This window comes from Pseudomonas sp. GL_139_B (assembly GCF_057834475.1).
This window is the reverse complement of sequence record NZ_CM174403.1, coordinates 4,761,408-4,785,043: the sequence shown is the minus strand read 5'-3', so window position 1 is coordinate 4,785,043 and position 23,636 is coordinate 4,761,408. Positions and strand designations below refer to the sequence as shown.

The following is a 23,636-nucleotide window of genomic DNA, read 5'->3' as shown; positions in this document are numbered from 1 at the left end:
CCTCTGTCTTACTGAATTGTTACTTGAAGCCTATAACAACAGATTCTCGTGGAGCCTCGCTGATGAAATCCTATGAAGTCAATTTTGACGGTCTAGTGGGGCCGACCCATAACTACGGCGGTTTGTCCTACGGCAACGTCGCATCCCAGAGCAACAGCCAGCAGTCCTCCAACCCGAAGGAGGCTGCGCTGCAAGGCCTGGCGAAAATGAAATCGCTGATGGAAATGGGCTTTCAGCAAGGTGTGCTGGCGCCGCAAGAGCGTCCGGACGTGGCCGCGCTGCGCCGTTTGGGTTTCAGCGGTACCGATGCTCAAGTGATCGAGCAAGCGGCTAAAGACGCCATGCCGTTGCTGGTCGCCAGTTGCTCGGCATCGAGCATGTGGGTGGCTAACGCCGCCACGGTCAGCCCAAGTGCCGACACGGCGGATGGCCGCGTGCATTTCACCGCTGCCAACCTCAACTGCAAATATCACCGCAGCATTGAACACCCGACCACCAGCCGCGTGCTCGGCGCCATGTTCGCCGATCAGAAGCATTTTGCTCACCACGCCGCCTTGCCGGCCGTGGCGCAGTTCGGTGACGAAGGTGCCGCCAACCACACCCGTTTCTGCCGTGAATACGGTGAAGCGGGCGTAGAGTTCTTCGTGTTTGGTCGCAGTGCCTTCGATACTCGCTACCCAGCACCGCAGAAATACCCGGCGCGGCAGACGCTGGAAGCGTCCCAGGCCGTTGCCCGCTTGCACGGTTTGAGCGAAGACGGCGTGGTCTATGCGCAACAGAATCCGTCGGTGATTGATCAGGGCGTGTTTCACAACGACGTGATCGCCGTGGGTAACGGCGAGGTATTGTTCTATCACGAGGATGCGTTCCTCGATACCGAGCAGATGCTGGCGGAGTTGCAAAGCAAACTCGCTAAAGTCGGCGGGAAATTCCAGTCGGTCTGTGTGCCGCGTTCCGCAGTCACCGTGGAAGACGCCGTTCGTTCCTACCTGTTCAATAGCCAACTTCTGTCGCGTCCGGACGGTTCGATGCTGTTGATCGTGCCGGAAGAATGCCGTGGTAACGAGCGTGTCTGGCAGTACCTGCAAGGTCTGACCAGCTCCGGCGGCCTGATCCGCGAAGTGAAAGTCTTCGATCTGAAGCAAAGCATGCAGAACGGGGGTGGCCCGGCTTGCCTGCGACTGCGCGTCGCACTGAATGAAACCGAGCTGGCGGCGGTGAACCCAGGGGTTATCATGACGGCACCGTTGTACGGCACGCTGACCGAATGGGTCGACAAGCACTACCGCGATCGCATGACCGAAAACGATCTTGCGGACCCGCAATTACTGCTTGAGTGCCGGACGGCACTGGATGAACTGACGCAAATCCTTAAACTGGGCGCGGTTTATCCATTCCAGATCAATTGAAAGTCTCAAACGAGAGCGTAAAAACATGAGCGATACCCTGCAGCTGATCCTTGAAGACACCGACGGCACGCAACTGGAAACCTCCTGCACCCGCGTTGCGGTCATGTGGCAAGGCAAAGAGCTGTGGATCCAGCACGATGGCCGCGGCCAACTGCTGATCGGTGTGGACGTTGAAGAAGGCGATGCTGAATACGCTAACCTGCTGCTGCGTCCATTGGCGACTAATCTGGTAAGTCTGCAACTGGAAATGGAACCGGCTGAAGTCGGTGACGAAGACCACGAGCACGGCCCGGATTGCGCACACGACCACTAAGGAAACCGCTCTATGCTCGCCCTCGGCAAACTGCTTGAACTGACCCTCGCCGGCCGCGAACCGGCGGAGAAGACTCAACTGACTGTCGAAGGCGTGCGGATGCGCTGGTTGAGCGAAGGTGCGCTGGAAGTCCGGCCACCTGAAGCGCGCGACAATGGTCTGGACCTGCTGCTATCGGCCGGTATCCACGGTAACGAAACAGCGCCGATCGAGTTGCTTGATCGTCTGTTGCATGACATCGCTCGTGGCGACTTGAAGCCACGCGCACGAATTCTTTTTCTGTTCGGTAACCCCGAAGCGATCCGTAAAGGCGAGCGCTTCATCGAACAGGACGTCAATCGGCTGTTCAATGGCCGTCACGAACAAAGCAGCGGGTCTGAAGCCTTGCGTGCTTGTGAGCTGGAGCGGCTGGCGGCGATTTTCTTCAGCTTGCCTGATCGCCAGCGACTGCACTATGACCTGCACACCGCCATTCGCGGCTCGAAAATCGAGCAGTTCGCCTTGTACCCCTGGAAGGAGGGTCGCCAGCATTCACGTCAGGAACTGGCGCGCCTGCGTGCGGCCGGCATGGAGGCGGTGCTGTTGCAGAACAAGCCATCCATCGTCTTCAGTTCCTACACCTACGACAAGCTGGGCGCCGAGTCCTTCACCCTCGAACTGGGCAAGGCGCGGCCGTTCGGGCAAAACGCCGGGGTTAATGTTTCCTTGCTGGAAGCCCGCCTGAAACAGATCATCGAAGGCACCGAACCGGAGCTGATCGAATCGGCGCTGGACGGTTTGCAGCTGTACAGCGTGGCGCGTGAAATCATCAAGCACAGCGATAGCTTCCGCTTGAACCTTCCGGCGGACATCGAGAACTTTTCTGAACTGGACGTGGGTTACCTGTTGGCGGAAGACATCGCCAATACCCGCTGGATCATTGAAGAAGAGGGCGCCCGGATCATCTTCCCGAACCCCAAGGTGAAGAACGGCTTGCGTGCCGGCATCCTGGTCGTGCCGGCTACCGACGAACACCTGGCCTGACACTACGCCCCCAGTAGGAGCCGGCTTGCCGGCGAAAGCGGTGTAGCAGGCACATCAATGTTGGATGTGCCATCGTCTTCGCCGGCAAGCCAGCTCCTACAGGTCTGCGTCAGACAGCCACTGCACGCGGCTCGTTACGGCGCAACGCACGCATCTTGTGCAGAGTATCCGCGCACGTTTTCGCCGCTTCCTGGCCTTTATGCACAAAATGTTCGAAGAAGAATTTTTGATGCTCTTCGCCGGCATGGAAGTGGTGCGGGGTCAAAACCACCGAGAACACCGGCACTTCGGTTTCCAGCTGAACCTGCATCAGGCCGCTGATCACTGACTGCGCCACGAATTCGTGACGGTAGATACCGCCGTCGACCACCAGGCCTGCGGCGACGATGCCGGCATAACGACCGGACTTGGCCAGCAGCTTGGCATGCAGCGGGATTTCAAAGGCGCCGCCAACTTCGAAGAAATCGATTTCCGATTCCGGATAACCCTGAGCAATCATTTCGGCCACGAAGCCTTTGCGGCTCTGATCGACGATTTCCTTGTGCCAGCAGGCCTGGATGAACGCAACGCGTTCGCCCTGATGGTTTTTGCTTTTGCTATCGATTGCGGTGGGTTGCATGTTCTGACTCTTGTTTATGTATAAAACAGGGCATATGAATCGAATGGGATTTCAGGGTACGCACGCTTGCACGAATGCTTGCGGACGGCCCTTTGGCGTCAATCCCGTTCTCTCTTCATCCGGATTATGACCGTCGGCCCCGGGATCACACCGGGTCGGCTGACCTTGTCGTCATACACAGCCATTTGCCGTGCCTGTCGCCAAGCGCTCGCGGGCTATGCGCGTTGTGCGCAATTACCGCCGGTGGGGAGTTGCACCCCGCCCTGAGAACGTTTTGCCGTCAGAATGTCTGACAGCGCAGCGTTTTTAACACATATTTCCTGCCTGAACATGACGGCAATCTGATGATTGCTATCCACTTTTTCGCTGGCTTGAGCGGCCTTTTCCCACTCAAGGGTTGATTATTCGGTGTCATGCCCGCAGTAATTCCTGCCTGGAAGGGATTTCCCCTGCTTACCGAGGCCAGATTCATGAGCGTTATCGATCTTCGCAGCGACACCGTCACCCAACCCTCCGCCGGGATGCTCGACGCGATGGCCAAAGCGGCCACCGGTGACGACGTTTATGGTGAGGACCCTACGGTCAACGGTCTGGAATCCGAATTGGCAAAACGCCTTGGTTTCGCCGCTGCGCTGTTTGTGCCGACGGGCACCATGAGCAACTTGCTGGGGTTGATGGCGCATTGCGAACGCGGTGATGAATATATTGTTGGCCAGCAGGCTCACACCTATAAGTACGAAGGTGGTGGCGCGGCGGTGCTTGGTTCGATCCAGCCGCAGCCGCTGGAGGTTCAGACCGACGGCTCGTTGGACTTGGCTCATGTTGCCGCAGCGATTAAACCGGACGATTTCCACTTCGCCCGCACCCGTTTGCTGGCACTGGAGAACACCATGCAAGGCAAAGTGCTGCCGCTGGAGTATCTGGCGCGGGCCCGAAGCTTTACCCGTGAACATGGGTTGCAGTTGCACCTGGACGGCGCGCGGCTCTACAACGCAGCCGTCAAACTGGGGGTTGATGCCAGGGAAATCACCCAGCACTTCGATTCCGTTTCGGTCTGCCTGTCCAAAGGCCTGGGGGCGCCAGTGGGTTCTGTACTGTGCGGCTCGGTCGAGTTGATTGGCAAGGCGCGCCGTTTGCGCAAGATGGTCGGGGGCGGCATGCGTCAGGCCGGGCTTCTGGCCGCGGCGGGTCTGTATGCCCTGAACAACAATGTCCAGCGTCTGGCCGATGACCATGCCAATGCACAGTTCCTCGCCGAAGGCTTGCGTGCGGCGGGTTACGACGTCGAGCCGGTACAGACCAACATGGTTTACGCGCAGATGGGCGAAAAGGCCGAAGCGATCAAGACGTTCGCGGCCGAGCGCGGGATCAAGTTGAGCGCGGCGGGGCGTCTGCGTATGGTCACGCACATGGACGTCAGTCGTGAGCAAATCGAGCAGGTCGTCGCGGCATTCGTCGACTTTTCACGCAAGTGATAGCGTTAGCCGTCCAATTGACGGCTTGTAACGTACAAACACACTGTACCTAGTCACTAACGCCGATATAATGCGGCCCTTTGCCGTCGCTTCGTCTGTTGACGTTTCGAACAGGCCTTTGGCCGCAGCCTCCGTGGAAGAACCTAATGAAAAGCGCAGAAATCCGTGAAGCCTTCCTTCGCTTCTTCGAAGAGCAAGGCCACACCCGTGTAGCCTCCAGCTCTTTGATTCCGGGCAACGACCCAACCCTGCTGTTCACTAACGCGGGGATGAACCAGTTCAAGGACTGCTTCCTGGGCCAGGAAAAACGCGCGTACACCCGCGCGGTCAGCAGTCAGAAATGCGTGCGCGCTGGCGGCAAGCACAACGATCTGGAAAACGTCGGTTATACCGCCCGTCACCACACTTTCTTCGAAATGCTGGGCAACTTCAGTTTCGGTGATTATTTCAAGCGTGACGCCATCACCTACGCCTGGAACTTCTTGACGTCCGACCAGTGGCTGAACCTGCCAAAGGAAAAGCTCTGGGTCACTGTCTACGCCAGCGATGACGAGGCGTACGACATCTGGACCAAGGAAATCGGTGTCCCGGCCGAGCGCATGGTTCGTATCGGCGACAACAAAGGTGCGCCGTACGCGTCCGACAACTTCTGGACCATGGGCGATACCGGCCCGTGCGGTCCTTGCACCGAGATTTTCTACGATCACGGCGCCGACATCTGGGGTGGCCCACCGGGTTCACCGGAAGAAGACGGTGACCGTTACATCGAAATCTGGAACAACGTGTTCATGCAGTTCAACCGCACCGCCGATGGCGTGTTGCACCCGCTGCCTGCACCGTCGGTCGACACCGGCATGGGCCTGGAGCGGATCAGTGCCGTGCTGCAGCACGTTCACTCGAACTATGAAATCGACCTGTTCCAGAGCCTGCTGAGCGCTTCGGCCAAGGCCATCGGTTGCACTAACGACGCTCAGGCTTCCCTGAAAGTCGTGGCTGACCACATTCGTTCTTGCGGCTTCCTGATTGCCGACGGTGTGCTGCCGTCCAACGAGGGTCGCGGCTATGTACTGCGCCGGATCATTCGTCGCGCTTGCCGTCACGGCAACAAGCTGGGGGCCAAGGGCAGTTTCTTCTATCAGATCGTTGCGGCCCTCGTCGCCGAGATGGGCGAAGCCTTCCCGGAGCTGAAATCCCAGCAGGCGCATATCGAACGCGTTCTGAAAGCCGAAGAAGAGCAGTTCGCCAAAACCCTGGAGCAGGGCTTGAAGATCCTCGAGCAGGATCTGGCCGACCTCAAAGGCGACGTGGTGCCGGGCGACGTAGTGTTCAAACTCTACGATACCTACGGCTTCCCGATGGACCTGACCGGTGACATCGCTCGCGAGCGTAGCTTGACCATCGACGAAGAAGGTTTTGAGCGCGAAATGGAAGCCCAGCGCGTCCGTGCCCGTTCCGCCAGCTCCTTCGGCATGGACTACAACAGCCTGGTCAAGGTTGATGTGGCCACCGAATTTACCGGTTACAAGGCGACCAGCGGTTCAGCGAAAGTGGTTGGTCTGTATAAAGATGGCCAAGCGGTCGATGTATTGAGTGAAGGTGAAGAGGGCGTGATCGTCCTGAACCAGACGCCTTTCTACGCGGAGTCGGGCGGTCAGGTGGGTGACTGCGGTTACTTGCAGGCCGGCGCTTCGCGTTTCGACGTGCGCGACACGACCAAGACTGGTGGCGCGTTCCTGCACCACGGTGTGTTGGCGTCGGGCAGTCTGATCGTTGGTGCGCCAGTTGAGGCCCACGTCGAAGCCGACGTGCGCCATGCGACTTCGCTGAACCACTCGGCGACTCACTTGCTGCACGCTGCATTGCGTCAGGTGCTGGGCGATCACGTTCAGCAGAAAGGCTCGTTGGTCGACAGTCAGCGTCTGCGTTTTGACTTCAGCCACTTCGAAGCCATCAAGCCTGAGCAGTTGAAGGCGCTGGAAGATATCGTCAATGCCGAGATTCGCAAGAACTCTGCCGTTGAGACCGAAGAAACCGACATCGAAACCGCCAAGCAAAAAGGCGCCATGGCGCTGTTCGGCGAGAAGTACGGCGATAACGTACGCGTGCTGAGCATGGGTGGTGATTTCTCGGTTGAGCTGTGCGGCGGTATCCACGCCAACCGTACCGGCGACATCGGCCTGCTGAAAATCATCAGCGAAGGTGGTGTGGCGTCTGGCGTACGTCGTATCGAAGCGGTCACTGGTGCTGCGGCGCTGGCCTACTTGAACGCTGCTGAAGAACAACTCAAGGAAGCGGCCAACCTGGTTAAAGGTAGCCGCGACAACCTGATCGACAAGCTGTCGGCTGTGCTGGAGCGCAACCGTCTGCTGGAGAAGCAACTCGAGCAGTTGCAAGCCAAGGCAGCCAGTGCGGTGGGCGACGATCTGTCGGCCTCTGCCCTGGACGTCAAAGGCGTGAAGGTGCTGGCCGTGCGTCTGGACGGTCAGGATGGCAAGGCGCTGCTGGCGCTGGTCGATCAACTGAAAAACAAACTCGGTCGCGCAGTGATCCTGCTCGGCAGTGTCCATGAGGAAAAGGTCGTGCTGGTTGCAGGCGTGACCAAAGACCTGACTGGCCAACTCAAAGCCGGTGATTTAATGAAGCAAGCCGCTGCGGCGGTGGGCGGGAAGGGTGGTGGTCGTCCAGACATGGCGCAGGGCGGCGGCACAGACGCTGGCGCTCTGGATGCAGCATTGGCCCTGACCGTTCCATTTGTAGAGCAGGGTTTATAAGGCAGTGCTTCGGGCTCGCGGTCTAGTCGCGGGCCAGAACGCTGTTTGAGTGATAATTTGGGCGCCCTTCATGGGCAGAGGCGGCTTTGAAATGGCTTTGATCGTACAGAAATTTGGAGGCACCTCGGTCGGCACTGTCGAGAGAATCGAGCAGGTCGCCGACAAGGTTAAGAAATTCCGCGATGCCGGCGATGACCTGGTGGTTGTGCTGTCTGCAATGAGCGGCGAAACCAACCGTCTGATCGATCTGGCCAAGCAAATCAGTGGCGGCGACCAACCGGTTCCTCGCGAGCTGGATGTGATCGTCTCCACCGGTGAGCAGGTGACGATTGCGCTGTTGGCCATGGCGTTGATCAAGCGCGGCGTGCCAGCAGTGTCCTACACCGGTAATCAGGTACGGATTCTGACCGACAGCGCGCACAATAAAGCGCGTATCTTGCAGATTGACGACCAGAAGATTCGTGGAGATCTGAAGGCCGGTCGTGTGGTGGTTGTCGCCGGTTTCCAGGGCGTCGACGAGCACGGCAACATCACCACCCTCGGTCGTGGCGGTTCCGACACCACCGGCGTGGCGCTGGCCGCAGCTCTGAAGGCTGATGAGTGCCAGATCTACACCGACGTCGATGGTGTCTACACCACCGACCCGCGTGTGGTGTCCGTGGCCCAGCGCCTGGAAAAGATTACCTTCGAAGAGATGCTGGAAATGGCCAGTCTCGGTTCCAAGGTATTGCAGATCCGTGCGGTCGAGTTCGCCGGCAAGTACAACGTTCCGCTGCGCGTACTGCACAGCTTCAAGGAGGGTCCGGGCACCCTCATTACTATTGATGAAGAGGAAACCATGGAACAGCCGATCATTTCCGGTATCGCTTTCAACCGCGATGAAGCCAAGCTGACCATCCGTGGCGTGCCAGACATCCCGGGCGTTGCATTCAAGATTCTCGGCCCGATCAGTGCCGCGAACATCGAAGTCGACATGATCGTGCAGAACGTCGCGCACGATAACACCACCGACTTTACCTTCACTGTGCACCGCAACGACTACCAGGCGGCGCAAGCCGTGCTGGAAACAACCGCTGGCGAGCTGGGTGCCCGTGAAGTCGTAGGCGACACCAAGATCGCCAAGGTATCGATCGTCGGCGTTGGCATGCGTTCGCACGCAGGTGTGGCCAGCCGCATGTTCGAATCCCTGGCGAAAGAAAGCATCAACATCCAGATGATCTCGACATCGGAAATCAAAGTCTCCGTCGTGATAGAAGAGAAGTACCTGGAACTGGCTGTGCGCGCGCTGCACACGGCTTTCGAACTGGACGCGCCGGCCCGACAGGGCGAGTGATGCGTTTGCCGAAGGGCGCGGGCTGACCGCGCCTTTTGTTTTTTTGAATAGCGCGACCCAAGGCTGTTCTTTTGCTCGCGCTGGTCAATACTCAGGCATGTAGGGCTGCGATCAATCTGGTTGTGGGTCGAATGCCTTTTTTTTGCAGATTGTTGTCCCTGAAATGAAATGCGTTAGGAGAAAGGTATGCTGATTCTGACCCGGCGGTGCGCTGAAAGCCTGATTATTGGTGATGGCGAAATCACCGTGACCGTGCTCGGCGTCAAAGGAAATCAAGTGCGTATCGGTGTCAACGCCCCGAAAGAGGTTGCTGTGCACCGTGAAGAAATTTACCTGCGTATAAAGAAAGAGAAGGACGAAGAACCAAGCCATTAATTTTTATCGTTTTTTATGTTTGCAAACGGGGAAAAGGTTGGTTAAGATACGCCCCGTGTTGCGGAGAGCTGGCCGAGTGGCCGAAGGCGCTCCCCTGCTAAGGGAGTACACCTCAAAAGGGTGTCGGGGGTTCGAATCCCCCGTTCTCCGCCATTATTTGCGTAGTACGTTGTAATCTGGCTTCTTCGGTAAGTTGTTGAAATTACTAGAAAAAGTGTTTGACATAGAGATTAGACGGCCTATAATGCGCGGCAACAAATGCACTCGTAGCTCAGCTGGATAGAGTACTCGGCTACGAACCGAGCGGTCACAGGTTCGAATCCTGTCGAGTGCACCATTTAAGAGTCATCTGCAGTAATGTGAATGACTTTGCTTCAGCCAGTTGTGGTCTGGTTTAAAAACACAAATGCACTCGTAGCTCAGCTGGATAGAGTACTCGGCTACGAACCGAGCGGTCACAGGTTCGAATCCTGTCGAGTGCACCAAACAACAAAAAGCCCGCGTTTAACGCGGGCTTTTTGCCGTCTGGAGTTTGGCTTTTCCGTTCGTGCATCCTTTCTCATCGAACTCGACGTGTGCGCTACGACCTCGCTTGGTGTCGTAACGATAAGTCGTTGATGAATTCCTGATACTGATCTTGTCTGGTTTGCCGAGAGCGCTCTCAACGTCCTGCTGGCTCATGCCAGCGACGATGCGTTGATTGATAATTGCTGTGCGCCGTTCCTTGGCGTTGATCAGATTTCCGCATTTATCCTCAGCCTGACCCACGATGATCGGCGCTCTCCTTTTGTTTTTCATGCCCGATGTTTCGCCTGTGTCGGCGCTTGGCATGAGTGCCGTCGTGCTGCCGGGCGTGAATGTGCGCACATCCTGCAAAGACAGTCTCTCTCCGGTCGTGCAGCTCAAGGTGGTGAAGGTAAGTTGCCCGTTGGGGGCTTCACATCGGTGAACAGTCTCTGCTTGCAGTCGAGGCGGCAAGCAGAGCAGGGTGGTCAGCAAAAAATAGTACGCAATCGGTGGCATTTGACGTCCTCCATGACGGTCGATATCAAGGGTAGCTGCTACATTTTTCAAGGACGGTGTGTTTTCTTTTCAGAATGAGTCGTCGCAATTGAATAGATAAGGCGGCGCTCAGGTTTAGCTTGCAAGCGCTTGTTTCAGCCACGATTTTTTAACGTTTAAAACCGTTGGGCGGTGTATCATTGCCCCCGTCAGCCCCGCCGGGGCTTGTGGAATACCTCCATGGACTTACCCAGTAGTTACTCAGTACCCCGTTTTACCAATCATGAATTGACTGATTGATCCTTCCGGCGTGCCCCGCTGCTGGGAGTGGAGTTCGCCTATGTCCGAAGTTGAAGTAAAGAAAACGCAAGAAAGCCTGCAGGACCGCCTCGCTCAAGTTGTTGAGCTGTTGCAGCGTCAGCGGGTCATCGAAGACCTGACTCATCGCCAGGAAGGTCCACATCACGACCGGGTCGAGAATCTGGTTCACCGGCAAAATCTCGTCGAGCTGCAACGCAAGCTCGATGATCTGCACTCCGCCGACGTCGCCTACATACTTGAAGCGCTGCCGCTGAACGATCGTCTGACGCTTTGGCAATTGGTCAAGGCGGATCGCGACGGCGACATCCTGCTCGAAGTATCCGATTCGGTCCGTGAAACCCTGATCGCCGACATGGACGATCACGAGCTCCTGGCTGCGGCCAAGGACATGGACGCTGACGAACTGGCTGACCTGGCTTCCGAGCTGCCGCGAGACGTCGTTCACGAGCTGATGGAAACCCTCGATGGACAACAGCGTGAGCGCGTTCGCTCCGCGTTGTCCTATGACGAGGAGCAGGTCGGCGCGCTCATGGACTTCGAGATGGTGACTATCCGTGAAGATGTCAGTCTCGAAGTGGTTCTGCGTTACCTGCGTCGTCTCAAGGAGCTGCCAGGCCATACCGACAAATTGTTTGTGGTTGACTATGATGGCGTGCTCAAGGGCGTGCTGCCGATCAAACGTTTGCTGGTCAACGATCCGGAAAAACAGGTGTCGGAAGTCATGGCCAGCGATCCGGTGAGTTTTCATCCGGACGAGGATGCCTACGACGCTGCTCAGGCATTCGAACGTTACGACTTGATCTCGGCCCCCGTGGTCGACAAGAACGGCAAGCTGATTGGTCGTCTGACCATCGATGAAATGGTCGACCTGATTCGTGAAGAGAGCGAAAACGAAGTTCTCAACATGGCGGGCCTGCGCGAAGAAGAAGATATTTTTGCGTCCGTCTGGAAATCCCTGCGTAACCGTTGGGCCTGGCTGGCGGTCAATCTGATTACTGCGTTTATTGCATCGCGGGTGATTGGCCTGTTTGAAGGCTCTATCGAAAAACTGGTCGCACTGGCGGCATTGATGCCGATCGTGGCGGGTATTGGTGGCAACTCCGGTAACCAGACCATCACGATGATCGTTCGGGCCATGGCGCTGGATCAGGTGAGTACCGGTAATACCTCGCGACTGATGCGCAAAGAGTTGGCAGTCGCTTTGATCAATGGTCTGGTCTGGGGCGGGGTGATAGGGGTGGTGGCCTACATGCTTTACGGCAGTTGGTCCTTGGGCGTGGTCATGACTGCCGCCATGACGCTCAATCTGTTGCTGGCGGCATTGATGGGCGTGTTGATTCCGATGACCCTGGCGCGGCTTGGGCGCGACCCGGCAATGGGCGCGAGTGTCATGATCACCGCCATGACCGACAGCGGCGGCTTCTTCATCTTCCTCGGGCTGGCGACGATTTTCTTGCTCTGACTTGCCCACTTCTAGAAACCTGCCAAATCGGCGGGTTTTTTTAGGGCCAAATTTCAGGCAAAAAAAAGCCAGCGATTATGCTGGCTTGAGCTTTCGGGGTGAATCAGGAGGCGTCTGCGGCCAATTCAGCGTCATGTGCGATCAGCGAAACAAGTGCGTTTTGCTGGCGGTGGGAAAGTTGACGGAAACGTTGCAACAATTCGCGTTCGTGCAATGACAGCTCTGGACTGTCCAGGCGCATGCTCAACTCTTCACCCAGAGCGCCTTCTTGAATAAGGCTCTGCTCAAGGCGCGCAATGATTTCGGAGTTCATGCTGCGATGATGATTGCGAGCCACCTCGGCAATGCGTTCACGCATTCCGTCTGGCAGACGTACGACGAACTTGTCAGCCGTACGGCTGGAATAAATTGCCTGTTTCAATGGGCGCATATATTTAACCGGTTAGTTCAGGGGAGCGGTTCTCGGGATTGGCCGCAGGATGTCTGATAGGACAAGCTCTCTGACCAAATGTTCAACCTGAATTGATAGAGGCGCGCATCATGCCTCAAAGCAGCCAGATCATTGGCGTCAATTCTGTGACAAATATTGAACCGGGTAACGGCGCATTGCCAGTACCTGTTTACAGAAATGCGGACTGGTTGGAAAAGTTTGTCCATTGCCGTATCGCCGACCGCCTCGTCTGCCCAACAGGTGATGTCTCAAGTCGCTTGAAGGTGCATGCTATGCAGATTCGATCCTTGGTCCTTGTCTGATACAGGATAGTGGCAAATGGCCGATTTACTAGGGGCGGACGCGCAGTGGGGGATGATTCATGATGGATGGCAGGTTGATTTATTTGATGGGGCCTTCCGGATCCGGCAAAGACAGCCTTATCGATGCCGCTCGAAAACCTCTGCAGTCGATGAACGGCGAAGTGGTGCGGCGAGTCATCACGCGTTCTGCCGAGAGTGTGGGTGAGGACGCCATCGGTGTATCTCGCGAAGAATTCGAGCGTCGCAAAGACGAGGGTGAATTCGCACTGTCATGGCAGGCCAATGGCCTGGATTATGGTATTCCGATTCAGATTGATCAGTGGCTAAATGAGGGCCGGCATGTATTGGTCAACGGATCTCGCGGTCATCTTGCCGAGGCGCTACAGCGGTACCCCACGCTTGTGCCGGTACTGTTGACTGTCAAGGATGAAGTGTTGCGCGAGCGCCTGGTGCGGCGGGGCCGTGAGAGTCTTGCAGAGATTGATTCGCGACTGAGCCGCAATGAGCAATTCATGGCGGGCGATTTCCCCGGTGATACGCAGATCCAGCGACTCGATAACTCCGGCGAGCTCGCCGATGCCGTTGCTCATCTACTCAATCTGCTGAAAACTAACGCAGAACCGGATCAAACTTGATTTTTCGCCCTGCAATCAGCGCCAATACAAACAAACCACCGAAAACGCCGCAGGCAATCAGGGGCAGGGTGATAACCGCCTCCTGAACCAATGCCAAGTGAAGAATGCCGCTCAGTAAGGCAAGGATCAAAAATCCTGCGGCCGATTTGGACATGCTGTGCTCCTGATAGGGGGGGAATTCAAAATACCAAGCGTTGTGAAGACTGCGACACCGGACTGGCTTCCGGGCTCACATCCTGACGAATCAAGCCGAGCTGGTCGTTTGTGACCGCCATTTGCGGGGCTTTTTGCAGTTGAAGGTAATGCGGTATGCGCTGAGCGACCTGCACCGCGCTGCTCTCGGGGGCAAAATGAAACCCCGCCAGAACTGCAAGGGCGATTGCATTTGAGAGTAACAGGGCACGGTTCATGAGGCTCACCTCAGCTGTTCTTGAATACAGTTGAAGCAGCCGGCGTGCCAAGAGTTTAGCGGCTATTAATTTCTTTAAAAACAATGAATTAACATATATTTGGTAAAGGTCTGTCTTGCAAATTGCAATGCTGGCTTTTTGAGACGATGCAATTTGCACGGTAAACAAAGCCACGGTCATGCGGGGCGTCTGCCTACACTTAAAAAGCCTACGGACGACATGACAAACTCAGGCTTGCCCGTTAACATGCACGCCGTCTATCGCACCGCTTTGCGTGCAGGCGATTTGTGTCTCAGTAGCTCAATTGGATAGAGCATCCCCCTCCTAAGGGGAAGGTTGGCAGTTCGAACCTGCCCTGGGACACCATATTTTCATGGCGTCTTGCGCAACGCGGGCGTTTTGAACCTGAAAGGGTTAGCGCTCAAGCAGCTATGCACCGCTAACGTCCAAAGCATCAGAATGCCTTTCTGTTAATACCCCATCGCACACTATCTGCTTACTCGTTTCCAGAGGCGTTGCCACCCATAGGTGAAGAAGCGCTGTCGAGGCCGCAGCGGTCGGTTTGCGTGAGGCATTCCGGTTTTGGTTGAAGCTCGGCTTCATCAGTTTTGGTGGGCCGGCGGGACAGATTTCGATCCATGCATCAAGAGTTGGTGGCGCGTTTCAGCGGCAACATCGATTGGCCCTCTGCGCTGATCTCGATTGCAGCGGCCATTGCTTTCTTCCGCTTCAAGCGGGGCGTGATTCAGGTGCTGATCGCCTGCGCAGTCGTCGGCCTGGCCGTGCATTTGCTGCGCTAAATGAAGTGTGAGTCAGATAACCGTCTGTGGCGGGCATCGGGCCCGCCAGATCACCCGGTAGATGAGCCCCTCTCAGTCTAAAGGTAACGGTACTGTTGGCCGATAACCCGTACGGTCATGCTCTTCTTCTTAAAATTGCCTGGAAATCTTCGATGCTGTCGTATCACCAAAAGAGTTTTCTGATCGTCGATGATTTCTCGGATTTCCGCAGCTCCGTCAGGTCCATGCTGCGTGAGCTGGGCGTCAAGGACGTGGATACCGCGGACACGGGCGAGCAGGCACTGCGTATGTGTTCGCAGAAGTCCTACGATTTCATCCTGCAGGATTTCCACCTCGGTGACGGTAAAAAAAACGGTCAACAGGTCCTCGAAGACTTGATGATCGAGAAGCTGATCAGCCATGAAAGTGTCTTCGTCATGGTCACTGCTGAAACCAGCCAGGCCATGGTGCTCAGTGCGCTGGAGCACGAGCCTGATGCCTACTTGACCAAGCCGTTCAACCGTTCTGGCCTGGCTCAGCGTCTGGAGCGTCTGGAGCAGCGCAAGAACTTGCTCAAGCCGATCCTGCAAGCACTCGACCGTGGCAAGCCGCTTGAAGTGCTCAATGCCTGTATCGAACTGTGCAAGAAGGACATCCGTTATTCGCCGCTGTGTCTGCGCTATCGCGCGGATGCGTTGCGCGACTTGAATCAGAACGAAGCGCTGGAGCGCCTTTACGACAGCATCATTGCTGATCGGCCGTTGCCGTGGGCGTTTGCCGGGTTGGGCCAGTTGCTGTTCAAGCGCGGTCAGATCAGCCAGGCCAAGGGTATCTATGAAAAAGCCCTGAAAGTGTTTCCGATGATGCCCGCGCTGTATGACGGCATGGCCGATGTGCTGGTGGTCGAAGGCGACAGCAGGGGCGCCCAGAGAGTATTGGAGGAGGCCATTCGCCTGTCGCCGCTGGCGGTGCGTCGGCAAGCGTTGCTGGGCAAACTGGCGATGGCCAACGAAGATTTCGACACGGCCTCCCGGGCTTATCGACAGGCAGTGTCCCAAGGCGCTCAATCGCGCTTCAAGGATGCGGAAAGCAATCTGGGGCTGGCCCACGCCTTGATCTGCAAAGGCAGCGAGAAAGGGCTGGACACCCGCACCCGCCTGGAAATCAACACGACCCTCAGCCAGGTGGCCAAGGACAACCCGAGCGATCCGGGGCTGCAGATTCGTGCGCGCCTGATGAAAGCCACCAGCCTATTGCTCAACGATGCCGAAACTGCCGAAAAACTCACCGAGCAAGCGATGATGCGCCTCGATGGCATGGAGCAATTCATGAGCGCCGAGGCGGCGCTGTTGGTGGCCAAGCAGTTGCAAATGCTCGGTCAGGCGAGCGCCGGTGCATCAATGTTGAAAAACTGCGCGGAAATCTACGGCGACGATCCGGTGGTGATGAAGGGCATCGCCAAACTGACCGACGACCCGACGATCCTCAGTTCGAGCAGTGCGGCCGCCGACCTTAACCGTCAGGGCGTGCGGGTATACAAGACCGGCAACCTGGTGGAGGCCCGTGCGGTGTTCCGCAAAGCGCTGGCGATGCAGCCGAAAAATATCAGTATCGCCCTGAACATGGCGCAATCGCTGCTGCACGGTACTGATACCAGTGTGCCGTCGGCCGAAATCGAAGAATGTCGGGTCTGCCTGAAAATGGTCGGATTAATGCCCGATACCGACGCGCGTTATCCGCGCTATCAGAAACTGAAAATCAAGGCGTTCGGCGGATGAGCCAAGACAACCCGGCATTGGATTTTTCGACGGTGATTGCTTCCACCGTGCATGACATGAAGAACTCGTTGGCCACGCTGATTCAGGCTCACAGCCAGTGGCTGTCCCGCTTGCCCGATCCGGCGCAGCACAGCCCGGAGCAGGGCACCATCGAGTATGAGTTCGCGCACCTCAATGGCATGCTGGTGCAGTTGTTGGGGCTGTACAAGCTGGGCGTCAATCAGCTGCCGGTGCAACCGGCCTACCATGATCTGGATGACTTTCTCGAAGCGCAGCTGGCCAGCCATCAAGAAGTGTTTGCCAGTCGCGGCATTCTTGCGACCTATGACGTCGACCCGTTGTGCCCGCTGGGTTTCTTCGACCGAGAGCTGGTCGCCTCGGTGCTGGCCAACATCATCAACAACGCCATTCGCTACGCGCGCGAGTCGTTGCTGATCAGCGTCAGTGATGAGGGCGGCCAGTTGGTGCTGACCATCAACGACGATGGCGACGGCTATCCAGCCGAGATGATCGAGTTTCAGGCTGACTATGTGCAGGGCATCAATTACAGCAGCAGTAGCACCGGCCTGGGGCTGTATTTTGCCGGTCGGATTGCCGCGCTGCACCAGCGTAATGGTGTCGGCGGAAGCACCCGGCTCAGCAACGGCGGCCCGCTGGGCGGCGGTGTGTTCAGCCTTTATCTGCCCTGACAGTTCTTTATTGTGTGGCGCTGCTTGATATTCTGAACAGGCGAAGCCTATTTTGTACAGGGCGCCGTTCGCGGCTCGCACGACAAACGAATACGTCATGACAACTGATGCCCCCCCAGGGCGAGATTGAACTGCCGAATAATCTTTCGTTGCCGTGTACCCCGCATGCGGCGCTTGAACGTCTGAAATGTAGACAATTGGCGAAGGAACTGTTTGGCGAAGAGTTCATCGAAGGCTACGACGCTTCGAAGTCCATGGAGCTGACCAGCTTGTTTGATGAAATTATCCCCTGGGAACGGCGTGTTTTAGCAACCCAGGCCTGACGCTTCGTCGTCTTCAGTCTATTGTTTCGGTAGTCTGATCTTCACTGCAAGGAGCCGCTCGGAACGCCGATGCGCCAAATCTGGAAATCCTTTCGAGCGCTGTATTTCGCCTCGCTGATGATGTTGATCGGCTCGGGCCTGTTAAGCACTTACCTGGCCTTGCGCCTGGCAGCCGATCACGTTGACAGCTTGTGGGTCGGTGCGTTGATGGCCGCCAACTATTTCGGCTTGGTACTGGGCGGCAAGATCGGTCATCGACTGATCGCCAGGGTCGGGCATATTCGTGCATATGCCGCGTGTGCCGGGATCGTCGGCGCGGCGGTATTGGGCCATGGATTGACCAACTGGCTGCCGGCCTGGTTGTTCCTGCGGGTGATCGTCGGCCTGGGCATGATGTGCCAATACATGGTTATCGAGAGCTGGCTAAACGAACAAGCCGATGCCCACAAGCGCGGCAAGGTATTTAGCGGTTACATGATCGCGTCCTATCTGGGGTTGGTACTGGGTCAGTTGATACTGGTCATGCACCCTGGCCTGGGTCTGGAACTGTTGATGCTGGTCGCCTTGTGCTTCGCCCTGTGTCTGGTGCCGGTGGCACTCACTCGACGAATTCACCCGGCGGCGTTGCACCCGGCCCCCATGGAGCCGCGCTTCTTCATCAAGCGCGTGCCGCAGTCGTTGAGTACGGTGTTGGGGGCGGGGTTGATTGTGGGTTCGTTCTACGGTCTGGCGCCGTTGTATGCGTCCCAGCAGGGGTTGTCCAACGAACAGGTCGGTCTGTTCATGGGTAGCTGTATTTTTGCCGGCCTTTTGGTGCAGTGGCCGTTGGGGTGGCTGTCTGACCGCTATGACCGGGCGCTGTTGATCCGCTGTTTTGCCTTCAGCCTGGCTTTGGCCGCGTTGCCGCTGGCGATCCTGCAGACCGTGCCGATTGAGGTGTTGTTCATCTCCGGGTTCTTGTGTTCGCTGGTGCAGTTCTGCCTGTATCCGTTGGCAGTAGCGTTCTCCAATGACCACGTAGAAGGAGATCGTCGGGTCTCGCTCACGGCGATGCTGCTGGTGACATACGGTGTCGGCGCCAGCATCGGGCCGCTGGTCGCGGGCGTGCTGATGAAGCTGTTCGGCAGCCACATGCTCTATGCATTTTTCAGTTTTTTTGCGCTGGTGCTCGTGTGGCGGATCCGCCCAAAAGCGGTCACCAATCTGCATCAGGTCGACGACGCGCCGCTGCATCACGTGGCCATGCCGGACAGCATGTCGAGTTCGCCGCTGGTGGCGTGCCTTGACCCGCGTGTCGATGAGCAGGTCGTGCAGGAGCAGATGCACAGCCCGCCCCATCCGGAGTCGGATTCAGAGCTGGAACCGGAAGCAGAACCGACGCCACCGGAGGATCCTGACTCAGGACGCGAACAAAGTTTTACTGAAGCCAGACCCTGACGTTTGATGCATAAAAAAAACGGGCAGTCACCGCAAGGGACTGCCCGTTTTTTGTTGAAGCGTTGAATCAGAAGTCGTCTTTGTCGAAGCGCCGTGCTTCACGCTGAAGCTGGTACACGAAGCGCTCGACCTGACGCTGCACCATCCCGCTCATGTTGTGAAAGCGGATACCGGCGAAGGTGGTGGAGATCCTTTCTTCGAAGTGCAGGTAACGCAATTCCACTGGTGTGCTCATGCTGCCGAAGGGTAGGGCGGCAACGAAGCGGTCGTAGACCTGACCCAATTGCAGTTGGCCAGTGATGTCACCGTCAAAGCGCAGCTTGCAGCCGGTGGCGGAAATATCCAGCAGCTTGCCGCTGACCGGGGATTTGAGCTTTTCACCACCCAGTTCGACATCGACCAGCTGCGCCAGCTTCAATGCCGCCCGGAAGGCGTTTCGGCGCTGGTGGTAAACCACCTCATCGGGGAGTTTGCCGCGATAGCAGCGCGTGTTGCTGAATTCGTCAATGCTCAGTGGGCCGTTGCTTTCCCAAGCGATGCGCACGCCCTCATGGAAGCCTTCGACCCGAAACGATTCGCCCGCCAGCAGATAGCGTTCGCCATCGCGGGGCACCATTTCGTCCAGGGCGATCATGTCTGCGTCACGATCGACGTCAACCAGATAGCTCTGGAAACGCTGGTTGCGCTCATGGAACGTAATGATCAGAGGGTCATGACTCTCTTGTAGCTGCCGAAGGTTGCCAGCGATCTCCATTGGCGTGGAAAGCACCTTGGGTGGCTGTGGAGCATCTTCCGCGTTTAAGGCATTGGACACGGTTCATCATTCTCCGGACAAAATATGTTTGCGCATTGCCAGTATATTGCCAGCATGTGACGCGCCTAGATAGAGCGAACTCATCGACAGGTTCAAGCCTGACTGAGCGGGCGTGGCTTCGCTAGCATGGAGGTTGATCCGCGGGCATCGTAAAGCGCGGGTGGTTCGCCGCCGGTGAGAATTTTCAGCTGATGGGCCGTGGCGGCCTGCTGGATCAGGATCGACTGACCATTATTGACATTGATGGCCTGGCACTGAGCCAGAAGGTCGGTCAGGGCATCACTTTGCGCAAGTAACTGATCACCGACGCTTGATTGGCTGGCGAGTTGCTCCAGGCCGTGGCGATTGGTGGGCAGGTTGAGGCTGGCGAGGATTTCGCTGCGTTTGCGGCCATGCTGTTCGAGCAGAATGATCATTGCCTGTTTGCGCGCCAGAATGTCTTCGAGCAGCGGCATGTCGCGACCATGCAAGGCGAGGGACTCGGTTTGCAGTAATTCCAGCAAGTGTTGCGCTGGAGCAAAGTCGTCGATGATCAGTTGCAGTAAATTAGTGTCGTGCATGGCTGGCCTTGGGTTTTAAGCGTCCAAAAGCCTGGCGCAGGCCGTGGCCTAGCGCTGGGCTTCGAAGTTGAGCAGTTTGCTGGCTACACGGTTGCTGTCGACTTTATAGCTGCCATCGGCAATCGCTGCTTTCAACTCAGCCACGCGGGCGTTGTCGACGGCAGGCTGATCGCGCAGCTTGTCAGTGACCTTCTGCAACTGCTGAGCCTCATTGCTGAGGTGTACCGATTCCCCGCTTTTGGCGGTACTGGCCTGTTCGGCCGGGGTATTCAGCGGCACGGATTTGCCGGCTTCGGCAGTGTCCTTGTTGGCGCTGGTACGCGTACTGCCGGTGAGTGACGAGGAACTGTTCAAACGGCTGAAATCGATGACCATGATAAAAAACCTCTGGGAATTTGGACGCTTGCCATGTTTTCGGCTCTCCTTGCAAAAACTTTAGGCCCATTTATCAATGAGCGTGCATGCGCCAGCGCATTTCCTGCGCGCGGCACAGTTTAGGGAACCGCCACGATCAGCGCCATGCTTTCACCAACAAGGCTCCCTACATGGCCACTTCCACCTGGCCCGGCGCCATGACCTGCGCCTTGATGACCCGTTGGGAGTTGAGGTTTTTCACTCGAATCTGTTCACGCAAGCCGCCATTTGACAGCGCTTCGCCCGGCATGCGCACGCTGAGCGTACCACTGCGGGCGGTAATCACTACCTGGTCGCCCTTGCTGATGACTTCGGCCTGTTCGAGATGGACCTGCGTCAGGACCTGATCGGTGACCGTTGGTCGGGTCAGCTTCTGTCCGATCGCCTGATCCACAGAGGTGAAGTAACCCTGGCTGATCAGGCTGATGTCTCGTTCGCGCAGCATGACGTCACCCGACTCGATAAAGCCGGCTCGCTTGAGCGGTCGAGTGGTGGTGACGACATCGCGAAACAGGCGGACTTGAGCGGGTACAAAGACAGTCCAGGGGGCGGTGCTGTCGCAACGTACCTTGACCGTGACCCGGCCAATCGGGATCGCAGGGCTCTCTAAAGTGGCTGTCAATTCCTTGTCGCACAGGGGCATGCGCAGTCGCGGATCGAGCTGATTGACCTGAATCTCATAGCGACCTTCGGTTTGGCTGGTCGCCAAATAGTCTTCGACAGTGAATTCAAGAAAGCCCTGAGTGACGCCGATAAGCATGTCAGGCAAGGTAACTGCGTCAGCAAGGGCAGGGCTGCCAGTATTGAACAGGCAGACGGCCGATATCGCGCAAAGCCATTGGCGAGCGATTGATGTGAGGCGTCGAAAAAATGTCGGTTCTGTGTTCATACGCGTTAAAAAGCAAGCGCCGTGCCGTTTTGTGATGACAGCGCGTCGCAACACATTCAAGCGTTGTGTAGGAGTCGGTGCATGGCTGGTGTAATGGATGCGGTAAACCAGCGCACGCAGCTGGTAGGGCAGAATCGCCTTGAGCTGTTGTTGTTCCGTCTCGACGGCCAGCAGCTTTATGGGATCAACGTGTTCAAGGTTCGGGAAGTGCTGCAATGCCCCAAACTCACGCTGATGCCAAAATCCAGTCCTGTCGTGTGCGGTGTGGCAAGTATTCGGGGGGCGACTATTCCGATTCTTGATCTGGCGATGGCGACCGGCTCCGGCGCGTTGAAAGATCAAAGTAATCCATTCGTGATCATCACGGAGTACAACACCAAGACTCAGGGTTTCCTGGTGCGCTCGGTGGAGCGCATCGTCAACATGAACTGGGAGGAGATTCATCCGCCACCCAAGGGCACGGGGCGCGACCATTACCTGACAGCTGTGACGCGGGTCGACAATCAGCTGGTCGAAATCATCGACGTCGAAAAAGTGCTGGCGGAAGTCGCGCCGACACCAGACGCGATTTCGGTCGGTGTGGTCGATCTCGAAACCCAGCACAAGGCCTTGTCCTTGAAGGTCTTGACGGTCGATGACTCGTCGGTGGCGCGCAAACAGGTGAGCCGTTGCCTGCAAACCGTCGGCGTTGAAGTGGTGGCGTTGAACGACGGCAGGCAAGCGCTGGATTACTTGCGCAAGCTGGTCGACGAAGGGAAAAAGCCGGAAGAAGAGTTCCTGATGATGATTTCCGACATCGAGATGCCGGAGATGGATGGGTACACACTGACGGCTGAGGTCCGCAACGACCCACGCATGCAAAAGCTACATATCATCCTGCATACTTCGTTGTCGGGGGTTTTCAATCAGGCGATGGTCAAGAAAGTCGGTGCCGATGACTTCCTGGCCAAGTTCCGCCCTGATGACCTGGCATCCCGGGTAGTCGACCGGATCAAAGCAGCAGACATCAGCTAGGGGCCTTCTGCCCCTGGTGGTTCACACGATTTAAGAGGCGGCATCTTTGTCTACGGGTAATTTGGATTTTGAACAGTTCCGGGTCTTCCTGGAAAAAGCCTGTGGCATTTTGCTCGGTGAAAACAAGCAGTATCTGGTCTCGAGCCGTCTCAACAAACTGATGGAACAGCAGGGCATTAAGTCGTTGGGTGAGTTGGTCCAACGCATTCAGACCCAGCCACGCAGCGGTTTGCGCGAAATGGTGGTGGATGCCATGACTACCAACGAAACTTTGTGGTTTCGTGACACCTATCCCTTTGAAGTGTTGAAGAACAAGGTATTGCCGGAAGCGATCAAGGCCTCACCCGGTCAGCGTTTGCGGATATGGTCGGCGGCCTGTTCGTCGGGGCAGGAGCCGTACTCGCTGTCGATGTCCATCGATGAGTTCGAACGCGTCAACCTGGGCCAATTGAAGATGGGCGCGCAGATTGTGGCCACCGATCTGTCCGGCACCATGTTGGCCAACTGCAAGACTGGCGAGTACGACAGCCTGGCGATTGGCCGTGGTCTGTCGCCCGAGCGCCTTCAGCGTTACTTCGACCCGAAAGGGCCGGGGCGCTGGGCGATCAAGGCGCCGATCAAGAGCCGGGTGGAGTTTCGCTCGTTCAACCTGCTGGACAGCTACGCAGCCTTGGGCAAGTTCGACATCGTGTTCTGCCGCAACGTGCTGATCTACTTCTCCGCCGAGGTGAAGAAAGACATCCTGTTGCGCATACACAGCACGCTCAAGCCAGGTGGCTATTTGTTCCTCGGTGCGTCCGAAGCGCTGAACGGTTTGCCGGATCATTACCAGATGGTCCAGTGCAGCCCGGGGATTATTTACCAGGCGAAGTGATTCGTCGGCGGCACAAAAACGGGAGCCCTCAGGGGCTCCCTTTTTTTTTTGCCTGGTGATTTCTCGCCACCACCTCTAGACCCTGTGGGAGCCGGGCTTGCCCGCGATGGCGGTATCACTGGCGAAGTTGATGTGACTGATAGACCGCCATCGCGGGCAAGCCC

At 57.0% G+C, this 23,636-nt stretch carries 23 protein-coding genes, 4 tRNA genes, 3 pseudogenes and 1 riboswitch; of the genes and pseudogenes, 21 read left to right on the top strand and 9 right to left on the bottom strand.

Annotated elements, in window-relative coordinates:
- The first annotated feature begins 62 nt into the window (after positions 1-62).
- From astB to astE, 3 genes are read left to right on the top strand one after another with little or no spacing between them, the layout of a single operon-like run.
- Positions 63-1,409, top strand: a complete 1,347-nt coding sequence (astB, locus tag AC3ISI_RS21900) for an N-succinylarginine dihydrolase (RefSeq protein WP_489333760.1) — start codon at positions 63-65, stop codon at positions 1,407-1,409.
- A 25-nt stretch (positions 1,410-1,434) separates the two neighbouring features.
- Positions 1,435-1,722, top strand: a complete 288-nt coding sequence (locus AC3ISI_RS21895; RefSeq protein ID WP_223516149.1) for a topoisomerase II — start codon at positions 1,435-1,437, stop codon at positions 1,720-1,722.
- 12 nt (positions 1,723-1,734) lie between these two features.
- Entirely contained in the window at positions 1,735-2,745 is a 1,011-nt protein-coding gene (astE, locus tag AC3ISI_RS21890) for a succinylglutamate desuccinylase (protein WP_489333759.1), read from the top strand.
- Between the two features lie 109 nt (positions 2,746-2,854).
- Here astE and AC3ISI_RS21885 read toward each other — a convergent pair whose 3' ends face one another.
- Complete coding sequence (locus tag AC3ISI_RS21885; RefSeq protein WP_489333758.1) at positions 2,855-3,364, bottom strand: 6,7-dimethyl-8-ribityllumazine synthase; 510 nt, start codon at positions 3,362-3,364, stop codon at positions 2,855-2,857.
- Positions 3,365-3,466: 102 nt separating this feature from the next.
- Positions 3,467-3,639, bottom strand: a riboswitch (FMN riboswitch).
- Between the two features lie 195 nt (positions 3,640-3,834).
- Between AC3ISI_RS21885 and ltaE the strand changes: the two genes are divergently transcribed.
- From ltaE to AC3ISI_RS21850, 7 genes are all read left to right on the top strand, one after another.
- Entirely contained in the window at positions 3,835-4,839 is a 1,005-nt protein-coding gene (gene ltaE / locus AC3ISI_RS21880; RefSeq protein ID WP_489333757.1) for a low-specificity L-threonine aldolase, read from the top strand.
- Positions 4,840-4,985: 146 nt separating this feature from the next.
- A complete protein-coding gene (alaS, locus tag AC3ISI_RS21875; protein WP_489333756.1) occupies positions 4,986-7,610 on the top strand; it encodes an alanine--tRNA ligase in 2,625 nt (874 codons plus the stop codon).
- Positions 7,611-7,701: 91 nt separating this feature from the next.
- Positions 7,702-8,943, top strand: coding sequence for an aspartate kinase (locus AC3ISI_RS21870; protein WP_489333755.1), 1,242 nt, complete (start codon positions 7,702-7,704; stop codon positions 8,941-8,943).
- A 186-nt stretch (positions 8,944-9,129) separates the two neighbouring features.
- Positions 9,130-9,318, top strand: a complete 189-nt coding sequence (gene csrA / locus AC3ISI_RS21865) for a carbon storage regulator CsrA (protein ID WP_002554426.1) — start codon at positions 9,130-9,132, stop codon at positions 9,316-9,318.
- Between the two features lie 62 nt (positions 9,319-9,380).
- Positions 9,381-9,471: transfer RNA gene (locus tag AC3ISI_RS21860), tRNA-Ser, on the top strand.
- Positions 9,472-9,578: 107 nt separating this feature from the next.
- Positions 9,579-9,655 (top strand) — tRNA-Arg (locus tag AC3ISI_RS21855).
- 71 nt (positions 9,656-9,726) lie between these two features.
- A tRNA-Arg gene (locus AC3ISI_RS21850) sits at positions 9,727-9,803 on the top strand.
- Between the two features lie 19 nt (positions 9,804-9,822).
- Here AC3ISI_RS21850 and AC3ISI_RS21845 read toward each other — a convergent pair.
- Positions 9,823-10,341, bottom strand: coding sequence for a cell envelope protein SmpA (locus AC3ISI_RS21845; protein ID WP_489333754.1), 519 nt, complete (start codon positions 10,339-10,341; stop codon positions 9,823-9,825).
- Positions 10,342-10,660: 319 nt separating this feature from the next.
- Here AC3ISI_RS21845 and mgtE point away from each other — a divergent pair, with 319 nt between their 5' ends.
- Entirely contained in the window at positions 10,661-12,103 is a 1,443-nt protein-coding gene (mgtE, locus tag AC3ISI_RS21840) for a magnesium transporter (protein ID WP_489333753.1), read from the top strand.
- A 103-nt stretch (positions 12,104-12,206) separates the two neighbouring features.
- Here mgtE and AC3ISI_RS21835 read toward each other — a convergent pair whose 3' ends face one another.
- Positions 12,207-12,533: an Arc family DNA-binding protein gene (locus AC3ISI_RS21835; RefSeq protein WP_028620557.1), complete on the bottom strand. Its 327-nt coding sequence runs from the start codon at positions 12,531-12,533 to the stop codon at positions 12,207-12,209.
- Between the two features lie 385 nt (positions 12,534-12,918).
- On the opposite strand from AC3ISI_RS21835, the gene phnN reads away from it, so the two are divergent.
- Entirely contained in the window at positions 12,919-13,491 is a 573-nt protein-coding gene (gene phnN, locus AC3ISI_RS21830) for a phosphonate metabolism protein/1,5-bisphosphokinase (PRPP-forming) PhnN (RefSeq protein WP_489337767.1), read from the top strand.
- Here the strand turns inward: phnN and AC3ISI_RS21825 are convergent.
- Positions 13,466-13,645 carry a PA3371 family protein gene (locus AC3ISI_RS21825; protein WP_489333752.1) on the bottom strand — a complete coding sequence of 60 codons (180 nt, stop codon included), beginning with the start codon at positions 13,643-13,645 and terminating at the stop codon, positions 13,466-13,468. The two genes, phnN and AC3ISI_RS21825, sit on opposite strands and share 26 nt — an antisense overlap.
- Positions 13,646-13,670: 25 nt before the next feature.
- The gene (locus AC3ISI_RS21820) at positions 13,671-13,901 is read right to left on the bottom strand and encodes a hypothetical protein (protein ID WP_489337766.1); all 231 of its coding nucleotides are present in this window, start codon (positions 13,899-13,901) and stop codon (positions 13,671-13,673) included.
- 289 nt (positions 13,902-14,190) lie between these two features.
- Between AC3ISI_RS21820 and AC3ISI_RS21815 the strand changes: the two genes are divergently transcribed.
- The 7 genes and pseudogenes from AC3ISI_RS21815 (at position 14,191) to AC3ISI_RS21785 (ending at position 18,907) form a co-directional block, all read left to right on the top strand.
- Positions 14,191-14,267: transfer RNA gene (locus tag AC3ISI_RS21815), tRNA-Arg, on the top strand.
- 149 nt (positions 14,268-14,416) lie between these two features.
- A pseudogene (locus tag AC3ISI_RS21810) lies at positions 14,417-14,563 on the top strand (chromate transporter); the annotation flags it as partial.
- A pseudogene (locus AC3ISI_RS21805) lies at positions 14,564-14,701 on the top strand (chromate efflux transporter); the annotation flags it as partial.
- A gap of 152 nt (positions 14,702-14,853) precedes the next feature.
- On the top strand, positions 14,854-16,458 hold the full coding sequence (locus AC3ISI_RS21800) for a response regulator (protein ID WP_489333751.1): 1,605 nt from the start codon (positions 14,854-14,856) through the stop codon (positions 16,456-16,458).
- On the top strand, positions 16,455-17,147 hold the full coding sequence (locus tag AC3ISI_RS21795) for a sensor histidine kinase (RefSeq protein WP_489333750.1): 693 nt from the start codon (positions 16,455-16,457) through the stop codon (positions 17,145-17,147). Before AC3ISI_RS21800 ends, AC3ISI_RS21795 begins: the two co-directional genes overlap by 4 nt.
- A gap of 110 nt (positions 17,148-17,257) precedes the next feature.
- Positions 17,258-17,470 (top strand): annotated as a pseudogene (locus AC3ISI_RS21790) (glutamine synthetase family protein); the annotation flags it as partial.
- A gap of 69 nt (positions 17,471-17,539) precedes the next feature.
- On the top strand, positions 17,540-18,907 hold the full coding sequence (locus AC3ISI_RS21785; protein ID WP_489333749.1) for an MFS transporter: 1,368 nt from the start codon (positions 17,540-17,542) through the stop codon (positions 18,905-18,907).
- Between the two features lie 67 nt (positions 18,908-18,974).
- Here the strand turns inward: AC3ISI_RS21785 and AC3ISI_RS21780 are convergent, their stop codons facing one another.
- The 4 genes from AC3ISI_RS21780 to flgA all read right to left on the bottom strand — a co-directional run bounded on the left by AC3ISI_RS21780 (position 18,975) and on the right by flgA (position 21,584).
- Positions 18,975-19,721: a flagellar brake protein gene (locus tag AC3ISI_RS21780; RefSeq protein ID WP_489333748.1), complete on the bottom strand. Its 747-nt coding sequence runs from the start codon at positions 19,719-19,721 to the stop codon at positions 18,975-18,977.
- Between the two features lie 92 nt (positions 19,722-19,813).
- Positions 19,814-20,281: a flagella synthesis protein FlgN gene (locus AC3ISI_RS21775; protein ID WP_489333747.1), complete on the bottom strand. Its 468-nt coding sequence runs from the start codon at positions 20,279-20,281 to the stop codon at positions 19,814-19,816.
- Positions 20,282-20,329: 48 nt separating this feature from the next.
- Positions 20,330-20,656, bottom strand: coding sequence for a flagellar biosynthesis anti-sigma factor FlgM (gene flgM, locus AC3ISI_RS21770; protein ID WP_489333746.1), 327 nt, complete (start codon positions 20,654-20,656; stop codon positions 20,330-20,332).
- A gap of 166 nt (positions 20,657-20,822) precedes the next feature.
- Positions 20,823-21,584 carry a flagellar basal body P-ring formation chaperone FlgA gene (gene flgA / locus AC3ISI_RS21765; protein WP_489333745.1) on the bottom strand — a complete coding sequence of 254 codons (762 nt, stop codon included), beginning with the start codon at positions 21,582-21,584 and terminating at the stop codon, positions 20,823-20,825.
- 81 nt (positions 21,585-21,665) lie between these two features.
- On the opposite strand from flgA, the gene AC3ISI_RS21760 reads away from it, so the two are divergent.
- Together AC3ISI_RS21760 and cheR are read left to right on the top strand one after the other, a co-directional pair.
- Complete coding sequence (locus AC3ISI_RS21760; protein WP_489333744.1) at positions 21,666-22,598, top strand: chemotaxis protein CheV; 933 nt, start codon at positions 21,666-21,668, stop codon at positions 22,596-22,598.
- A 46-nt stretch (positions 22,599-22,644) separates the two neighbouring features.
- Entirely contained in the window at positions 22,645-23,472 is an 828-nt protein-coding gene (cheR, locus tag AC3ISI_RS21755; RefSeq protein WP_489333742.1) for a protein-glutamate O-methyltransferase CheR, read from the top strand.
- The last annotated feature ends 164 nt before the right edge of the window (positions 23,473-23,636 follow it).